This is a genomic window from Ensifer sp. Root278 (assembly GCF_001429285.1).
GTDB lineage: Bacteria > Pseudomonadota > Alphaproteobacteria > Rhizobiales > Rhizobiaceae > Ensifer.
On record NZ_LMJJ01000006.1, the window covers coordinates 138,900 to 154,697 of the forward strand.

Consider the following 15,798-nt stretch of genomic DNA (forward strand, 5'->3'; position numbering starts at 1 on the left):
AATGGACGTCACCATCTATCATAACCCGGCCTGCGGCACGTCCCGCAACACACTGGAGATGATCCGCGCAGCCGGGATCGAACCGACGGTCATCGATTATCTCCAGTCTCCGCCTTCGCGCGAGGAACTGGCAAGGATGATCTCCGACGCCGGACTGACCGTCCGCCAGGCGATCCGCGAGAAAGGGACGCCTTACGTGGAGCTGGGTCTCGACGATCCGAAGCTGACGGACGACCAGTTGCTCGATGCCATGCTCAAGGACCCGATCCTCATCAACCGGCCGCTCGTCGTCTCGCCGCTCGGCACAAGGCTCGCGCGCCCCTCGGAGGTCGTGCTCGACATCCTGCCGGATGCCTTCAAGGGAGCCTTCTTCAAGGAAGACGGCGAGCAGGTCCTCGATCAAGAGGGAAAGCGCATTGTCTGAGACCTTCCCTGCCTTGCAGGAGCCGCATCTTCGTCAGCCTGACCTCGACGCGTTGCGTCCCGCCTTTTCGACGCACAAGCCGCGTATCCTGATCCTCTACGGCTCGCTCAGGGAGGTTTCGTACAGCCGGCTGCTCGCGCACGAAGCCAGACGACTTCTCGAGCGTTTGGGGTGCGAGGTGCGCATGTTCGATCCAAGAGGGTTACCGCTTCCCGACGCGGCTCCGGCCAGCCATCCGAAAGTGCAGGAACTGCGCGAGCTGTCGCAATGGTCGGAAGGCCAGGTCTGGGTCAGCCCCGAGCGCCATGGCGCGATGACGGGCATCATGAAGGCCCAGATCGACTGGATTCCCCTGTCGCTCGGATCAATTCGACCGACGCAGGGAAAGACACTGGCGATCATGGAAGTCTCTGGTGGCAGCCAGTCCTTCAACGCTCTGAACCAGATGCGCGTGCTCGGCCGTTGGATGCGGATGATCACGATCCCGAACCAGTCGTCCGTCGCCAAGGCCTACCAGGAGTTTGACGCCGACGGCAGAATGAAGCCGTCCTCCTACTACGACCGCGTCGTGGACGTGTGCGAGGAACTGGTCAAGTTCACGCTGCTGACGAGGGACGCTTCCGCCTACCTGACCGACCGCTACAGCGAGCGGAAGGAACACGCTGCCGAACTTGAAAAGCGGGTGTCGTTGAGGTCGATTTAGTCACCCAGCCTTCGTGGGGCTGCGCGTAGAGACAGCCACTGCGATGAATGCAGCGATCCCGAGTGTACCAAGCATGGCATTGACGAACAGCGCCGTGGCGATGCCGAGATTCTCCATCGCCGTGGCGAACGCGAAGGGGGCGGCGGCCCCCACCGCCAGTCTGGCCGCAGCCATCTTTCCTGTAATCGCTCCGTAGCCTGCGGAGCCGAACAGATAGAGTGGCAGGCTCCCTTGAGCGATGCTGTTGATCCCGGACCCAAGGCCAAGACAGACGGCAAATGCCACCGCGCCAGGCAACCAGTTGCCCGAGACTCCGAGTATGAGGACGCCGAGGACCATAAGGGTCGCAGAAACGATCGCAAGCGCGGGCGGCGACAGGCCCTTTCCGAAGGCCATGTTGATCAGGCGGCTCATGACCTGTGCCGGGCCGAACAGCGATCCGATCACGACCGCCGCACTGCCGAGTCCCATCGCGCCCAGCATCGGCACCATGTGGGCGAGGATTGCCGCGAGAGTGAACCCCGAAAGCGAGAAGGCAATGGAGACCAGCAACATCCCGCGGCGGCGCGCTCGCGGCTCAAGTGCGCCGACGACGATTTCGTGGGTTCTTGTCTCATCCAGTTTGGAGCCGACCCTTCCGGCACGCATGATCCAGTAGTGAAGTGGCATGCAGATGAGAAGATTGAGCGCCGCGAACAGCAGATAGATTTCCCGCCAGGACAGGTACCTGATCAGTGTCGCGGCGATCGGCCAGAAGATGGTCGAAGCAAAGCCGCCGATCAGTGTGAGATAGGTGATGCTGCGGGAGGCTGAACGGGGTTCGCTCTCGACCAGCGTCGCGAAGGCTGCCTGGTACTGGACCATGCCGGAGGACACCTCCAGCAGGATGATTGTAAGGGCAAAGAGCGCTACGGACGGCGACCACGCGCAAAGCGCCAGGGTGAACGCCGCAAGGGTCGAACCAACCGTCATCACCGTCGCCGCGCCGACCTTGTCCATATGTCTGCCGATGAACGGAGCGGAAAGACCTCCAATGAACAGCGAGACCGAGAAGACGGCGAAGACACGTTCCAGGCTGATGCCCAGGTCCTTGGCCATTCCTGGCGCCAGGATGCTGAAGGCATAATAGAGAGTGCCGTAGCCAATAATCTGCGTGACACCGAGAGCGGAGACGATGCCCGCAGGAACCTTGTTCGTATGCAATGACGGATTCCTCGGCGCTCTACGCTTCGCTTGGGCAGCAACGAGCGGATCGCTCGACCGAGCCGCGGATTTCGGGATGTCCTGCGCAGCAGTCCTCCGTCATGAACGTCACCAGGTCAGCCAGCGTGTCATAACTTGCGCTGTAGACAATCGAACGCGACTCGCGGCGCTGGGAGATGAGGCCGGAGCGTTCGAGTTCCTTGAGGTGAAACGAGACGTTCGATGGAGAAACGCCCATGCGCTCCGCAATCGCGCCTGCGGCCAGGCCCTCAGGGCCGGCGACGACCAGCGTTCTTACGATGGCGAGCCGGGTCTCCTGAGAAAGTGCCGCAAAGGACGCGAGGGCTTGACGATCATCCATATTTCAATAATCCTTGAACTATTGAAATCGAGGATAGACGCAAATGAGCAAGATCGACAATAGCCATTCCAACAAATCTGACATCTCGCTCGGAGAGTTGCTTGAAAGGATCGCTGACGCCGCGGACCTCCCACTGGTGTTCGCCTACGACGGAAAGCCCGTAAAGCCCGGCTACCATGTGACTGAGGTCAAGGTTGGCCAGTTCTCCGCGCTCGATTGCGGCGCTAATCCGGAGGCCTGGTCTGAAATCTTCGTGCAGTTGTGGGATATCGAAGAGGGCGAGCGGACCCATATGACGGCCGGAAAATTTTCGGCCATTGTTTGCAAAGTTTCCGAGCACGTTCGTCTTGACGGTTCGGCCAAGCTGACCTTCGAAGTGAGCGATGGAGTCCGCCCGATGCAGTTGTTCTGCGCAAACGATCCTGTCGCGGAAGACGGTGCTCTCCACGTTACGTTGACGCCCCGCCCCGCGAGCTGCAAGCCTCGAGACCGATGGCTGGCTGAACACGCGTCCAATGAAAAGCGGTGCTGCGGCCCTTCGACCGTCGCGGAGTGCTGCGCCTAGGCCACCCGGGAACGGCAGCCATTTCACCCATGCGGTAACCGCCAGCGCTCACCTCGCGCGCCGTTTCCAATTCGAAGATAAGAACCGGAGTTTGGCGCCCGGCAAGCTCACATATCCCTTTGATCAGGTCATCGAGCGGTTTCGATGGTCGCCCGATTTTGAAATGAGGATATTTCCATGAGCAAAGAAGAAGACAACAAGGCAGTCGTCGTTCGCTGGTTCACCGAATTCTGGGGCAAGGACGTCAATCTTGCTGTTATCGATGAGGTCGCGGCGCCCGATATGCTCCTGCAATATTCCCTGCACGAACCGCGCCGCGGCCGCGAAGACATCAAGGCGTTCATGACCGACTTCCGCGCCGCGTTCCCCGACCTCAACTTCTGGGGCACAGCTGACTTGATTGCCGAGGGCGACTATGTGGTCGGCCAGTGGGAAGGCGGCGGCACCCACACGGGTCCGGCTTTCGACGATTTCCTGCTCGGCGGCGTACCGGCGGCGACCGGCCGCAAGATGCACTTTACCGGCAAGACCGTGCTGAAGGTGGTCGACGGCATGATCGTCGAAGAGCATGGTCTCGACGACGGCCTGACCGCAATGATGCAGCTCGGGCTGATCCAGAAAGCCTGATCGAAAACCACATAGCGCCAGTTCGCGTGAGCTGCGCATCTTGGCCAAGAGAATTGAGGCTCGCACAGCTCCCTGTGCGAGCCTCAATTGCATGTTTCACCACCCCGCTCAATGCCGCGCATGTAGTCTGGCCGAACCAAAAGTGGTGTTTCAACATGGGATCAAAACGCTTTTCGCACTGAGTGCCCGTGCACTGGAGGTACGCCGGAAACCCGACGCCCTATCGATCGCCCGCGCAAGTTTCGGGTGGGTTTTGTTCGATTCGAGAGCAAGGATCGGAGTGTGACCAGCGCGGATCGGAGGCACGATCGAGCCAGAACAAATCCGAGTAGAAGACCATGGACATGAACATCCGGCCCGCACCAACCCTTTACAGCTCACCTCCTTCCGTGGGGGACGATCCCCGCTGGGCGCGGATCGTAGCGCGCGACAAGTCTGCCGACGGTCAGTTTTGGTATTCCGTTTCGACGACCGGCATCTATTGCCGGCCCTCCTGCCCGTCACGCACGGCAAATCCGAAGAACGTCGCGCTGCACGATACGCTCGAAAGCGCACGGACAACCGGGTTTCGTCCGTGCCGACGTTGCAACCCCGATGGCCCTTCGCTCGAATGCGAGAATGCCGCCCTAATCGCCAAGGCCTGCCGCATCATCGAAGAGAGCGAGGAGGAACCGTCGCTGGAAGAGTTGGCGGCTACTGTGGACCGCAGTCCGAGCTATTTCCATCGTATGTTCAAGACGTCGACGGGGCTGACCCCGAAGGCCTATGCCACCGGCCACCGCGCGAAGAAAGTGCGTGAGGGCCTCGATACCGGCACGAGCGTCACCGAGGCGATGTATGACGCCGGCTTCAATTCCAGCGGCCGCTTCTACGAAAAGTCGACCGGTATGCTCGGCATGACGCCGACACAGTATCGTGAAGGCGGCGCCAACGAGGAGATCAAGTTTGCGATCGGCCAGTCCTATCTCGGCGCAATCCTTGTGGCTTCCAGCACGAAAGGCGTCGCCTCGATCCTACTCGGCGACGATCCGGACGAACTGGTTCGCGATCTTCAGGATCGTTTTCCGAAGGCGCGCCTAATCGGCATGGACCGCGAATACGAGGCTCTGATCGCCCGCGTTTGTGGCTTCGTCGAAAACCCCACCGTCGGCCTCGATCTGCCGCTCGACGTCCGCGGCACGGCGTTCCAACGCCGGGTATGGCAGATCCTGCAGGAGATCCCTGTCGGCGCGCGTGTGTCCTATTCTGAAATCGCCCGACGTATCGGCTCGCCGAGTGCCACGCGGGCAGTCGCCGGAGCATGCGCCGCAAACACTATCGCGGTCGCCATCCCCTGCCACCGCGTCGTGCGTAACGACGGCGCGCTCTCCGGTTATGCCTGGGGCGTCGACCGCAAGCGCGCCCTGCTCGATCGGGAAGCGTCTCAGACCGCATGACGTCACGGCCACAACCGCCGCTCCGCCGCGGCCACATCCTGACCACCTGCAACCGGCCGCGCTTCGCGGTTGCCGACGAATGCAAGGCGTCCTTATGAATTTGCTCTCCCACTACGATGAATCTGTTGCCTTCCTCTCCAGTCATGACGACGACTGGGCCAGATTGATCGAGCTGGTCGGCCCTTGCCGGCACGACCCCAAAGCCGCCCGCGAACCATACGAGGCGCTCGTTCGCGCGATTGCCTACCAGCAGCTGACGGCCAAAGCTGGCGATGCCATCATTGGACGCCTCAAGGGGCTCTTCGATGACCGCGATTTTCCGAGCCCGGAAGACCTCATCGCGGCCGAGTTCGACCAGCTTCGGACCTGCGGCTTCTCGACCAGCAAGATCGCCACCATCAAGGCAATCGCCCAAGGAACGTTGGATGGCCTGATCCCCACCCACAACATCACCGCGACGATGGACGACGAGGCGCTGATCGACCGAATGGTCGGTATCAAGGGCATCGGCCGTTGGACGGTCGAAATGCTGCTGATGTATTCTCTGGAGCGGATGGATATCCTGCCCGTCGATGACTTCGGTGTCCGCGAAGGCTACCGCGTCCTGAAATCGCTGCCTGAGCAACCGAAGCCGAAACAGCTGCGCGAGATCTCCAAGCTCTGGTCGCCCCATCGCACGGTCGCAGCCTGGTATCTGTGGCGCATCCCGCGCGAGCGCGGAAACGTTTTGAAGTAAATACGGCTCCGGGAAGTACACCATGCCCCTTCAAAACCGCGTCACGCCCTTCGGTGATATCGTCGCCATTTCTCAGCGCGGGCTGTTTACCGGCAATCGCGGCATCATCCACGATCCGGCAACGAAGACATTGCTGGCCAGGCGCTGGGCGACAAAAACCTGGCTCATATGCGCTTGCGCGTTCAAGGGGTGGCGCCGGGACGTGATGGCGCGCCGGAGCTGGACGGAGTTGTTTTTCCTCGACGAGGCCGTTGCGCTCGCCGCCGGACATCGTCCCTGCTTCCTCTGCCGGCGCGAGGCCGCGGAACGCTTCCGGGCCTGCTGGGCGTCGGCGAAGAAAGAGGCGCCTCCTTCGGCCACGCATATGGATTCCGTCCTGCATGCCGAGCGCCTCGATCACCGCCGCAAGCGCTTGCATCCGATCACGCTTCCGGTGACCGACCTGCCCGACGGCGCGGTCGTCGTGGCAGCGGATGAGGCTTACACGCTGCGCGCCGGCCTCGCGTATCGCTGGGCCAATGACGGCTACGACAGGCCCGAAATCCTCAACGACGCCGATTGGCTCCTGACACCACCATCAACGGTCATGGTGCTCCTTGCGGGCTACCCGCCCGTCTTTCACCCGTCGATCAACACGATACGCAATAGGCCCGAAGATGCCCGATCTGTTTGACATGCTTGCCCCAGCCGATCCCGCAACCGAGATCATGGCGGAAGGTGCCATGCTGCTTCGCGGCGCAGCACTTCCCTTTGAAAAGGATCTGCTCGCCGCGCTCGGCCACATCACCAGCCAGTCGCCATTCCGACATATGGTCACACCGGGCGGCTTCACCATGTCGGTGGCGATGACGAATTGCGGCACCGCCGGCTGGGTCACGGATCGTACCGGCTATCGATACGATCGCGACGATCCGGAAACAGACCGTCCCTGGCCGGCCATGCCGGAATGCTTCCTCGATCTGGCTGTGGAGGCGGCGACACGGGCGGGCTATCCGGACTTCCGCCCTGACGCCTGCCTGATCAACCGCTACGAGCCGGGCGCCCGCCTTTCGCTGCACCAGGACAGAAACGAACGCGACTTCGCCAATCCGATCGTGTCCGTCTCGCTCGGCCTGCCAGCCACCTTCCAGTTCGGAGGCCTGAAGCGGAATGATCCTGTGAAGAAGTATGCGCTGCGGCATGGCGACGTGGCGGTCTGGGGCGGCCCGTCGCGGCTCTTCTATCACGGCGTGCCCGAATTGAAGGATGGCGTCCATGAGACTGTCGGACGGATGCGCATCAATCTCACCTTCCGGGGAGCGTTATAGCTTTCTGATTTGAAAGCAAGGATCGGAGTTTGGCGGCGCGACCAAAAACGTAGTCTCGATCGTGAGGACAGAACAAGGAGCTACGACGATGAACCTCATGATCAAGACTGACGCGCTGCGGCCGCAATCACTGCAGCATTCCCCTTCGACGACCGCCGGTGTTCTCTCCTACGCAGTCGCCGATTGCGAACTCAGCAAGGTGCTGGTCGCGCGCAGCGCCAAGGGCGTATGCTCGATCCTGCTCGGCGACAGCGCCGAAGAGTTGACGGCGGACCTTGCCAATCGCTTCCCGAAGTCCACGCTCGTGGCGAGCGAGGCCGTGGTGAAGAACGACGTTGCGAAAGTCCTGCGCTACATCGCCAAGCCATCCGGCGGCCTTCAGCTGACGCTCGACATGCGCGGCACGCCGTTTCAGCGCCGCGTCTGGGAAAAGCTGAAGGCCATCGCCGTCGGCCGGACGGTGAGCTACATGGAACTCGCCAGGTGGATTGGCCCGTTCGCGAACCCGCGCGCTGTCGCCGGCGCCTGCGCCGCCAACCCCATTGCGCTCGCCATTCCGTGCCACCGGGTCGTGCGCACCGACGGCGACCTCGCCGGCTATCGCTGGGGCCTTGAGCGCAAACGCACCCTCATAGAGAAGGAAGCCACGCTATGAACAAGACTGCGATCAACATGGTACCGGCCTCTGCGGATGCGTCCGCGGCGGCACGGATTGCTGCCTATGATTGGAAGGCGCTCGCCGGCGAGCTCGACGGCTTCGGCTGCGCTGTCCTTCCCCAGCTTCTCACGCCCGAGGAATGCAGCAGCGTCGCGTCGCTCTACGCCGACGAAAGCCATTTCCGCAGCCATATCATCATGGCGCGGCACGGCTTCGGAAGGGGCGAGTATCGCTATTTCAAATATCCGCTGCCCGATCTCATCGGCGGTATCCGCACGGCGCTCTACCCGCGCCTTGCCGGTGTCGCCAACGTGTGGAACGAACGGATGGGATTGGACCAGAGGTTTCCAGGCGAGCATGCCGCGTTCCTCAAGCAATGCCACGATGCCGGCCAGACCCGGCCGACGCCGCTGCTGCTGCAATATGTTGCCGGCGACTTCAACTGCCTTCACCAGGACCTTTACGGCGACCTCGCATTCCCGATCCAGGTGGCGATCCTGCTCTCCGGGCCGGGCCGCGATTTCACAGGTGGCGAATTTGCACTGACCGAACAGCGGCCGCGCATGCAAAGCCGCGTCGAGGTCGTGCCGCTCAGACAGGGCGACGCCGTCGCTTTCGCCGTCCACAATCGTCCGGTCCAGGGGACGAAGGGAAACTACCGCGTGAACCTGCGCCACGGTGTCAGCCGCGTCCGATCCGGCATGCGCCACACCGTTGGGATCATTTTTCACGACGCCCGATGAGCGCGCGATGCCGGCGCCGCGGTTTCTCAGCGCCGGCTGGCCTTCCGGCGCCCCTGGCCTGCAGCCCGAGCGGACTGCCGCAACTACCACCCAGGATAAAGCGCGTAGAGCCGAGAGCGTGCCAGATGCAAGGCACCCGCCGCAGCCAGACAGTGTCTTTCCCTGCCCGATAGAGCCATAGGATCGAAGCGGCCATCATTTGCCTGACATCCGGCATCGCGCGATAGTCGGCCTGCCATAGCTCCATGCCGTGCGGATCCACCTCGTCTCGGTGATAGTCGTAGCCGGTCGGCCGGATCGCATGATGGTAGGGCGCGTGCCCGTCATTGCGAAACAGAGCGCTAAGCTCGTAGAGAGCGATCACATGGCGCAAATGATGATCGAACGGCTTCGACGCGCCCTCCACGGGTCGCAGGAGATCGACCCCGAGCAGGTCACAGAGCCTTTCGACGTCTTTTTCATCCAGCTCAAGCCGCGCCCCCACCAGCCGCGTCAACCTGTAGCCTGGGAATTGCCGACGGGCGGCATCTACGGAATCGATCGACAGCCTGATGACCTGCAGCGGCTCGGCGATATGCCCGCACGGCGAGACTGCGGAACGAGCATCCGACATCTCATTCCTCCGTGGCGCGCTGCTCGCGTGCCAGCAGAGCACGCTTGCGGCGGACACCCCATCGATAACCGGAAATCGAGCCATCCTTCTTGATGACGCGATGGCACGGCACGATCACGGCGATCGGGTTGTTGGCGATCGCAGCTGTTGCGTCCCGCGGATCACGCGAACCGAGCTTGGCTGCGAGCGCCCCATAATTCGTGGTCTGGCCAGCAGGAATTTCCCGCAACATGAGCCAGACCTGGACCTCATACAACGTCCCGCGCAGATCGAGTGGCAGATCGTAAACCTTGGCCGGATCGTCGATCGCGCCGGCCACGGTTTCGATCACGTCGGCAAGTTCCTGCTGGGCGCGTTCAAGCTCGGGTTCGGGAAAGCGGATACTCAACGCATCCTCCATCGCGGTGCGCATCGAGCTGAATTCAAGCGCCACAATCCCCTTGTTCGACATGGCGACAACAAAGTCGCCAAGGGAACTGGCGCCCCATGCAAATCGAATAGTTTCACGCATCGTCTTACTCGTTGTGAAACGAGTTTAGAAGCTGATGCGTTGCGCCACTCTCCGGTCCTTGCTTTCAAATCGAAATACTGATCGTCAGCGTCTCGTTCCGAGGAACTGCTAATTTCGATTTGAAAGCAATTTTCGGAGCGCGTGTGCCCGAGCGGCAGCCGTATCGTTCGTTGGCAAGCCCAATGTAACTGCAAATGGCCGCCGCCCGCCGTCAGCGTGAAAACGCGCGCGCGGCACTCCGGGGCTCTTCCACGACGCTGAGGAACATCAACGCGGTCTGAAGAGGCCCTTCAAATCACAACGGAGGGACCAGCCATGATGACATTGCTGCGAGGTCTGCATTCCATCGCCGCTCAGCGCGGCGACGGTCTGCCTCCGGAATTACTCCGAATGATCACGCCGTCGCCGGCTTGGTCCGAGGTCGAGCGTATGGGCAGTGCGGCGATCGGCCAGGACACCGGCGGCAAGCCCGCCGATGAGATGGAACAGCCCACTCGATCTGCCGAGGTCGTGCCGATGCTCCTGCGAATGCGCGGCAATGTTCGCTAGACTGCGCGAAGGATAGACGTTTCTTCGAACCCCAGAATATTGGTGCCGCGCCTTCAGGCCGCCTTGTCGCGGCCAATCGCCTGGACCTTGTCCCAGATCCGCTCGGGCCTGGGAATCTCAAGGTCGAAAACGGTCTCAAACGTGTCCGCGAGATGGTCCGCGCTTGTGATGCGATGTTCGCGAACGCTGCCCGGCGTGACCGTGCGCAAGCGATCATTCTGTAGGGCGACATAACCGTCCGCGGTATGACGCAGCACTGCAAGCGCGTTTGTGAATGGCGACCCGGGGTCCCGCATCAGCCACGAATGCGTGGCGGCCATGGCGGCCTCGCAGCTGTAATCGGCACGGAAATCGAAGCTGTGTGCGATGCCGTGTACATGGTTGTTGAAGCGCAACCAGCCGTCCTCCGCCGGCATGATCGAAAAATCGAAACCGCGCTGGCTGAACGGTCCGACAGCAATCGGCACGGGTTCGACGATGGCGTCGGCCACGCCGACCTCGGCAAGATAGGGGCGGTCGAGATTAACCCGCAGGGTCAGATGATTGCCGATGGCGATATTGCCCAGTTTTTTGCGGTCGACGGCGCCGCAAAGACGGGTTACCCGGAAACCGAGCGCGTCAAGTGCTGCGCCGAAGAGACCGTTCATCTCGTAACACCAGCCGCCGCGCCTGCCCTCCACCATCTTCGCGAAGGCGGATGCCGGGGAGATCGAGCACGGCCATCCCATGAAGGCATCCAGCGCCTCCCAGGTGAAGGTCATGAGGTGAGCGCGGTGAAGTTTCGACAGGCCTTGAAGGTCGAGAGAAATTGGCCGGTCGACCCGGATCCTTGCGAGATAGGCGTCCAACTGGCCGGCGGTCAGGCTCATTCCGATTTCGTGTGAAGGCGCGTGTGTCATCCTTCGGTCTCCTTTCGATGGACCGTTGTCGAGTTTTCTCGGCACTGTGTTTGGGGCGGTCTGCCGCCGGATCAGGCGACCTTGCGCCTGCCTTCAGGCAGGAAAGTCAGGCCGAAATCCGCTGCGATGGAGGCGATCTCCTCGGGCGTTTCGGGCTTGCAGAGGTCGATGATCGGAAAGAAGTTCTCGAACCCGCCCGGCGTCACGACGACCATGAGGCAGCCTTCCGTCTCCCCGATGTTCCGGAAGCGATGCGGCACGCCGCGCGGCAGCGCGATGCAGCCTCCCTCGGCGAGCTCGACATAATCGCTACCACACCAGAAACCGAAGCAACCGGACAGGACACGGAAGAACTCATCCTCGCGCTCGTGCACATGAAGCGGCGGGCCCTCCCCGGGCGGCACGATGGCCTCGAGCATGCCCAGCGCACCGCCTGTATTGTCGGCCATCATCCGTATCACGTGTTTGCCGAACGCCGCTGCCGGCATTCCATGTCCCGGCGGTGATACCGCCGCGTAAGTGAATGTCTTCATGTCGGGTCTCCTTCTGCTTGAGGACACCCATCGATTACTTTGTGCTTCGTCTCATGATAAGAGCGATGACTTGACATCATTGAACGGATAATCGCGCTCATGAAATCGCTCGATCCGCTTGACGGGATTGCCGCCTTTCTGACGGTTTCCACCCATCTCAGCTTTACCAAGGCTGCGGACGAACTGGCCATGTCGCGCGCGACGGTGGGAGCCCAGGTCAGGCAGCTCGAGGATCGCCTCGGCATCCGCCTCTTTCAGAGATCGACACGCAAGGTCGTTCTTACCGAGGCGGGCGCCGCTTACCGCGAAGCCCTTTCGGGTATCCTTCCGCAGATAAGGGAGGCGGAGCGGACGGCGACCTCGTTCCAGAAGGAAGCCGTCGGACGATTGCGGGTGTCGGCGCCGCCCGATCTCGGGCATCTGGTGATCGTGCCGGCAGTTTCGGAGTTCCTGAAGCTCAACCCGGCCGTGTCCATCGAACTGGACCTGTCGCATCGGGCCGTAAACCTGGTCGAGGATGGCTTCGACCTTGCAATTCGAGGGCGCCTCGAAGTCGACATCAATCTCATCACTCGGCAGCTGGCGACATCGTCCCTCGTGATTTCCGCGTCACCCGCCTATCTGGCCGAACACGGCGCACCGAAGACGCCGCACGACCTGGCAAACCACTTCTGCCTCCACTTCGCCGAATTGCGGTGGGGGCGGATCTGGCCGTTCAGGAGGAACGATGAGGAGTTCCGCATTCCGATCGTGCCGCGGCTGGAACTAAATCACAGCCTTGGTCTTCGTGACGCCGCCTTGCTGGGAGTCGGTATCGTCCTCCTGCCCGACTTTATCGTTGGCGAAGACCTCAGGCAGGGCCGGTTGGTACAGCTTCTCCCCGATTGGCATATCAGTACGTTACAGCTGCAGGCGGTCTATCCGGCCAACCGCCATATCGCGGTCAAGGTCCGACGCTTCGTCTCGTTCCTGGCAGGCAAACTGCGGACGTAGAAGAGGTGATCTCGACAATTCCCGTTGAACGCGAGTTCGATGGGTCTTCGCGTTGCACCTTGGCACAGCCTGGAATACAGTCGAGGGGCAGAACCTGCATTTACAAGGTCATTCCTCAGATATCGCCCAGGGATTGTCGTTGAACTTCGATAGCAAAGACATGGCATGCGTAGGCGTCTGCTTCGGGACGCCAGAGGCCCCATGCTTGAGCACTGTTCCAATCCGCGCCGCGACCTTTTCCGTGACCAGCATTTGCCGCGAACCCAGGGCCGATGAGGCAAACGACGTTCGGCTCCCTGCCTCCCAGTCCTATTTCCTCATGCTCTACCTGGAGGACGCCGAACACGCCGACATTCGGGCGGATGGCTCCTGTACTGAGGTTCGCCACTTCGCGCGCGGTACGATCTGCCTCGTGGATCTCGCGGACGGGGCGGGCATTCGCCTCAACAGTCGGCTGCGCTCGCTCGCCTTTGTGCTGCCCAAGGCCCTTTTCAACGAGACTGCGGAACTATCGCCGGAAATCGGACGACGACGCCTGATCTGCCGTCGCGGCGAACCGGATTCAGTGCTTCGCAATCTCGGTACCGCGCTGCTTGCATTTTTTGCCGGCACCGGAACGGCGCCGGCGCCCCTGCGACCCGTAGCGGTCGCCATCTGCGCCCACCTCCTGCACCGGTATGGCGAGCCGATCGAGGAAAGCGTTGGCAAGGCGCAAGGGGCTCTTATGCGGGAAGAACCCGGAACCACGCTACGGCCAATCGCCGCGCAGATCGGCAGGGCGAAATCACACCTTGCCGACCATGCCCTCTCGCTGGAGGACATTGCGCATGCGTGCGATTTCGACGACCTCGGACATTTTGAGAGGGTATTTGTCAGTGAAACTGGCGTTACGCCTTCAGTTTGGCGGCGACGAGGCCTCCATTAGTCCAATTGCTTCAACGAGAGAGTTGGGCAATCTTTCGTTCGCCAGTTAGTTGGGAGTGCACGATGTACAGGGAGTCCGCCCCAGAAAAGACCCAGGAGCCGGACGCCATACGCCGATCGATCGTCGATGCGTCTCCCATCTCCATAATGCGATTGAAGTCCGATCGGGAAGACTTGGCACCAAGCCCGGCCAACGTGCGCGAGGACGCCTTTAGCATTATCACGCAATTGCGCGACTTTCGGTTACATCGGCTTTGGCGTGGTAAGTCGCTGATTTTCGAAGGCGGCCACCCCGAGGGGGCGCTTGCCATCACGGACCTGCGCGAGGAATGGCGCTGCCATCATCTATCGCCCTTCGACAACGTGCGCTTCCGGATTCCCTTTCGGCATGTGCGCGACTTCGCCACCGAAATCGGGCGGCCCGACCTCATGGGCTTCGAATGCCCTCCTGGTACAGTCGACACCGTCATTCTCGGCCTCGCCCACGCGCTGCTGCCCGCGCTGGAGCGGCCAAAACAGGCCAGTCGGCTATTCATCGATCAAGTCACGCTCGCCATCATGACACATCTCGTGCAGAAATACGGCGGGCTGTATTTTCCGGGCGAGCGCAAGGGCACGCTGGCTCCCTGGCAGGAAAAGCGCGCGCTGGAGTACCTGGCCGCGCAGCTCGACGGAAACCTATCGATGATGGTGCTCGCAAAAAGCTGCGAGCTGTCTCGGAGCTACTTTATACAAGCCTTCAAGGCGAGCTTCGGCCGCACACCACTACGCTGGCTCACCGAATACCGCATCGCCCGCGCCAAGGAATTGCTGCTCCAGGATATGCCAATCGCCGAAATCGCCATTCGCTGTGGCTTCGCCGACCAAAGCCATCTGACCAGAAGCTTTTCCCTGATAGCGGGCATCACGCCCGCTCGTTTCCGGCGTGACCGGCGCACCTGAATCGGCCAAACGGGAGCGACCGTTGGCTGCATGGAACGGACGCCTTGTAAGATAAACACGACGAACAAGCCTCCGCCCCCGGCTCAACCTTGGCGGCGCAACCGGCGATAAGTTCAGGGAAAAACGTCCGGACGTCCACAGAGTTAGATTTCGCTGCTTAAACGTGAGAATCTTCAAAAGGCAGACATTCCCGACAAGAAACTGCAGTGGAATAAACGCAATATTGGAGAAACAGTCCCGCAACCGGCAACTGATCTGGGAGAAGCCGATGATCCTGGCAGCCACGCCGCCGTCCCGCAGCCTTCTGATCTCACCTATCTTAGCGCCGTCCGCCCACTCGACAGCCAGTTCGTTGATCGAGTGACCTTGCCGGCAGCTTGGCGCCCCCCTTCGCAGGTTTTTACCCGCTCCTTTCCCCTGACATTGGCGCCGTCATCTGCTGCGCGGCGGCATGTCGATCCTGCCATTTTCCTTCTGGGCTCCGCGACCACGTCAAGCGCAGGTATTGGACGCCGGGCAGCAACTCCATAGATAGGAAACCCGTATAATGCCTACACGGCGCAATTTTCTCGGTGCAACCGCCGCCGCCCTAGCCTTGGGCAGGGCAACCGCGACACACGCCCAACAGACTGGAGACACCTCGATGACGCCCGACCTGATCCTGCACAACGGCCTTGTCACCACGCTCGACCGCGCCAACCCGACGGCAAGCGCCGTTGCCATCAAGGACGGAAAGTTCCTGGCCGTCGGCGACGAGCGGACGATCATGGTGCTGGCCGGATCGGGCACACAGGTGATCGACCTCAAGGGCAAGCGCGTGCTGCCGGGCCTCAACGACAACCACACCCACGTCGTGCGCGGCGGCCTCAACTTCAACATGGAACTGCGCTGGGACGGCGTGCGTTCGCTCGCCGATGCGATGGCGATGCTGAAGCGACAGGTGGCGATCACCCCGGCGCCGCAATGGGTGCGCGTCGTCGGCGGCTTTACCGAACACCAGTTCGCCGAAAAGCGGCTGCCGACGATCGACGAGATCAATGCGGTCGCCCCGGATACGCCGGTGTTCCTGCT

The 15,798-nt window shown here is 61.6% G+C and carries 21 protein-coding genes; 15 read left to right on the forward strand and 6 right to left on the reverse strand.

Annotation, left to right across the window (positions count from 1 at the left end; translation table 11 throughout):
* The first annotated feature begins 1 nt into the window (after position 1).
* On the forward strand, positions 2-424 hold the full coding sequence (arsC, locus tag ASE60_RS08190; protein ID WP_057249250.1) for an arsenate reductase (glutaredoxin): 423 nt from the start codon (positions 2-4) through the stop codon (positions 422-424).
* Positions 399-1,127, forward strand: coding sequence for an arsenical resistance protein ArsH (gene arsH / locus ASE60_RS08195; RefSeq protein WP_057249281.1), 729 nt, complete (start codon positions 399-401; stop codon positions 1,125-1,127). Before arsC ends, arsH begins: the two co-directional genes overlap by 26 nt.
* On the opposite strand, the gene arsK is transcribed toward arsH, so the two are convergent.
* Positions 1,128-2,330: an arsenite efflux MFS transporter ArsK gene (gene arsK, locus ASE60_RS08200; protein ID WP_057249251.1), complete on the reverse strand. Its 1,203-nt coding sequence runs from the start codon at positions 2,328-2,330 to the stop codon at positions 1,128-1,130.
* Between the two features lie 19 nt (positions 2,331-2,349).
* Positions 2,350-2,691: a metalloregulator ArsR/SmtB family transcription factor gene (locus ASE60_RS08205; RefSeq protein WP_057249252.1), complete on the reverse strand. Its 342-nt coding sequence runs from the start codon at positions 2,689-2,691 to the stop codon at positions 2,350-2,352.
* A 43-nt stretch (positions 2,692-2,734) separates the two neighbouring features.
* Here ASE60_RS08205 and ASE60_RS08210 point away from each other — a divergent pair, with 43 nt between their 5' ends.
* The 8 genes from ASE60_RS08210 (at position 2,735) to ASE60_RS08245 (ending at position 8,763) form a co-directional block, all read left to right on the forward strand.
* Positions 2,735-3,256: a DUF6428 family protein gene (locus tag ASE60_RS08210; RefSeq protein ID WP_057249253.1), complete on the forward strand. Its 522-nt coding sequence runs from the start codon at positions 2,735-2,737 to the stop codon at positions 3,254-3,256.
* Between the two features lie 177 nt (positions 3,257-3,433).
* Positions 3,434-3,883, forward strand: a complete 450-nt coding sequence (locus tag ASE60_RS08215) for an ester cyclase (protein WP_057249254.1) — start codon at positions 3,434-3,436, stop codon at positions 3,881-3,883.
* 344 nt (positions 3,884-4,227) lie between these two features.
* A complete protein-coding gene (ada, locus tag ASE60_RS08220) occupies positions 4,228-5,319 on the forward strand; it encodes a bifunctional DNA-binding transcriptional regulator/O6-methylguanine-DNA methyltransferase Ada (RefSeq protein ID WP_057249282.1) in 1,092 nt (363 codons plus the stop codon).
* Between the two features lie 94 nt (positions 5,320-5,413).
* Entirely contained in the window at positions 5,414-6,055 is a 642-nt protein-coding gene (locus ASE60_RS08225; protein WP_057249255.1) for a DNA-3-methyladenine glycosylase, read from the forward strand.
* Between the two features lie 22 nt (positions 6,056-6,077).
* Positions 6,078-6,728, forward strand: coding sequence for a hypothetical protein (locus ASE60_RS08230; protein WP_057249256.1), 651 nt, complete (start codon positions 6,078-6,080; stop codon positions 6,726-6,728).
* Positions 6,712-7,362: a DNA oxidative demethylase AlkB gene (gene alkB, locus ASE60_RS08235; RefSeq protein WP_057249257.1), complete on the forward strand. Its 651-nt coding sequence runs from the start codon at positions 6,712-6,714 to the stop codon at positions 7,360-7,362. Before ASE60_RS08230 ends, alkB begins: the two co-directional genes overlap by 17 nt.
* Positions 7,363-7,450: 88 nt before the next feature.
* Positions 7,451-8,017 carry a methylated-DNA--[protein]-cysteine S-methyltransferase gene (locus ASE60_RS08240; protein WP_057249258.1) on the forward strand — a complete coding sequence of 189 codons (567 nt, stop codon included), beginning with the start codon at positions 7,451-7,453 and terminating at the stop codon, positions 8,015-8,017.
* Entirely contained in the window at positions 8,014-8,763 is a 750-nt protein-coding gene (locus tag ASE60_RS08245) for a 2OG-Fe(II) oxygenase (RefSeq protein ID WP_057249259.1), read from the forward strand. The genes ASE60_RS08240 and ASE60_RS08245 overlap by 4 nt, the downstream gene beginning before the upstream one ends.
* On the opposite strand, the gene ASE60_RS08250 is transcribed toward ASE60_RS08245, so the two are convergent.
* Together ASE60_RS08250 and ASE60_RS08255 are read right to left on the reverse strand one after the other, a co-directional pair.
* Positions 8,741-9,376 (reverse strand): hypothetical protein, encoded by a 636-nt coding sequence (locus ASE60_RS08250; RefSeq protein WP_057249260.1) that lies wholly within the window; start codon positions 9,374-9,376, stop codon positions 8,741-8,743. The genes ASE60_RS08245 and ASE60_RS08250 overlap by 23 nt on opposite strands.
* 1 nt (position 9,377) lies before the next feature.
* The gene (locus ASE60_RS08255; protein WP_244495563.1) at positions 9,378-9,788 is read right to left on the reverse strand and encodes a methylated-DNA--[protein]-cysteine S-methyltransferase; all 411 of its coding nucleotides are present in this window, start codon (positions 9,786-9,788) and stop codon (positions 9,378-9,380) included.
* A gap of 414 nt (positions 9,789-10,202) precedes the next feature.
* Between ASE60_RS08255 and ASE60_RS08260 the strand changes: the two genes are divergently transcribed.
* Positions 10,203-10,436, forward strand: a complete 234-nt coding sequence (locus ASE60_RS08260; RefSeq protein WP_057249262.1) for a hypothetical protein — start codon at positions 10,203-10,205, stop codon at positions 10,434-10,436.
* A gap of 53 nt (positions 10,437-10,489) precedes the next feature.
* On the opposite strand, the gene ASE60_RS08265 is transcribed toward ASE60_RS08260, so the two are convergent.
* Together ASE60_RS08265 and ASE60_RS08270 are read right to left on the reverse strand one after the other, a co-directional pair.
* A complete protein-coding gene (locus tag ASE60_RS08265) occupies positions 10,490-11,305 on the reverse strand; it encodes an arylamine N-acetyltransferase (protein ID WP_244495564.1) in 816 nt (271 codons plus the stop codon).
* A gap of 101 nt (positions 11,306-11,406) precedes the next feature.
* Positions 11,407-11,868, reverse strand: coding sequence for a cupin domain-containing protein (locus ASE60_RS08270; RefSeq protein ID WP_057249264.1), 462 nt, complete (start codon positions 11,866-11,868; stop codon positions 11,407-11,409).
* A gap of 99 nt (positions 11,869-11,967) precedes the next feature.
* On the opposite strand from ASE60_RS08270, the gene ASE60_RS08275 reads away from it, so the two are divergent.
* The 4 genes from ASE60_RS08275 to ASE60_RS08290 all read left to right on the forward strand — a co-directional run.
* Positions 11,968-12,861: a LysR family transcriptional regulator gene (locus tag ASE60_RS08275; protein WP_057249265.1), complete on the forward strand. Its 894-nt coding sequence runs from the start codon at positions 11,968-11,970 to the stop codon at positions 12,859-12,861.
* A gap of 139 nt (positions 12,862-13,000) precedes the next feature.
* Positions 13,001-13,786 carry a helix-turn-helix domain-containing protein gene (locus ASE60_RS08280; protein ID WP_156414605.1) on the forward strand — a complete coding sequence of 262 codons (786 nt, stop codon included), beginning with the start codon at positions 13,001-13,003 and terminating at the stop codon, positions 13,784-13,786.
* Positions 13,787-13,848: 62 nt separating this feature from the next.
* Positions 13,849-14,727 (forward strand): AraC family transcriptional regulator, encoded by an 879-nt coding sequence (locus tag ASE60_RS08285; RefSeq protein WP_057249267.1) that lies wholly within the window; start codon positions 13,849-13,851, stop codon positions 14,725-14,727.
* Positions 14,728-15,274: 547 nt separating this feature from the next.
* Positions 15,275-15,798: amidohydrolase family protein (locus tag ASE60_RS08290; protein ID WP_156414606.1), on the forward strand; the 524-nt coding region annotated here is incomplete at its 3' end.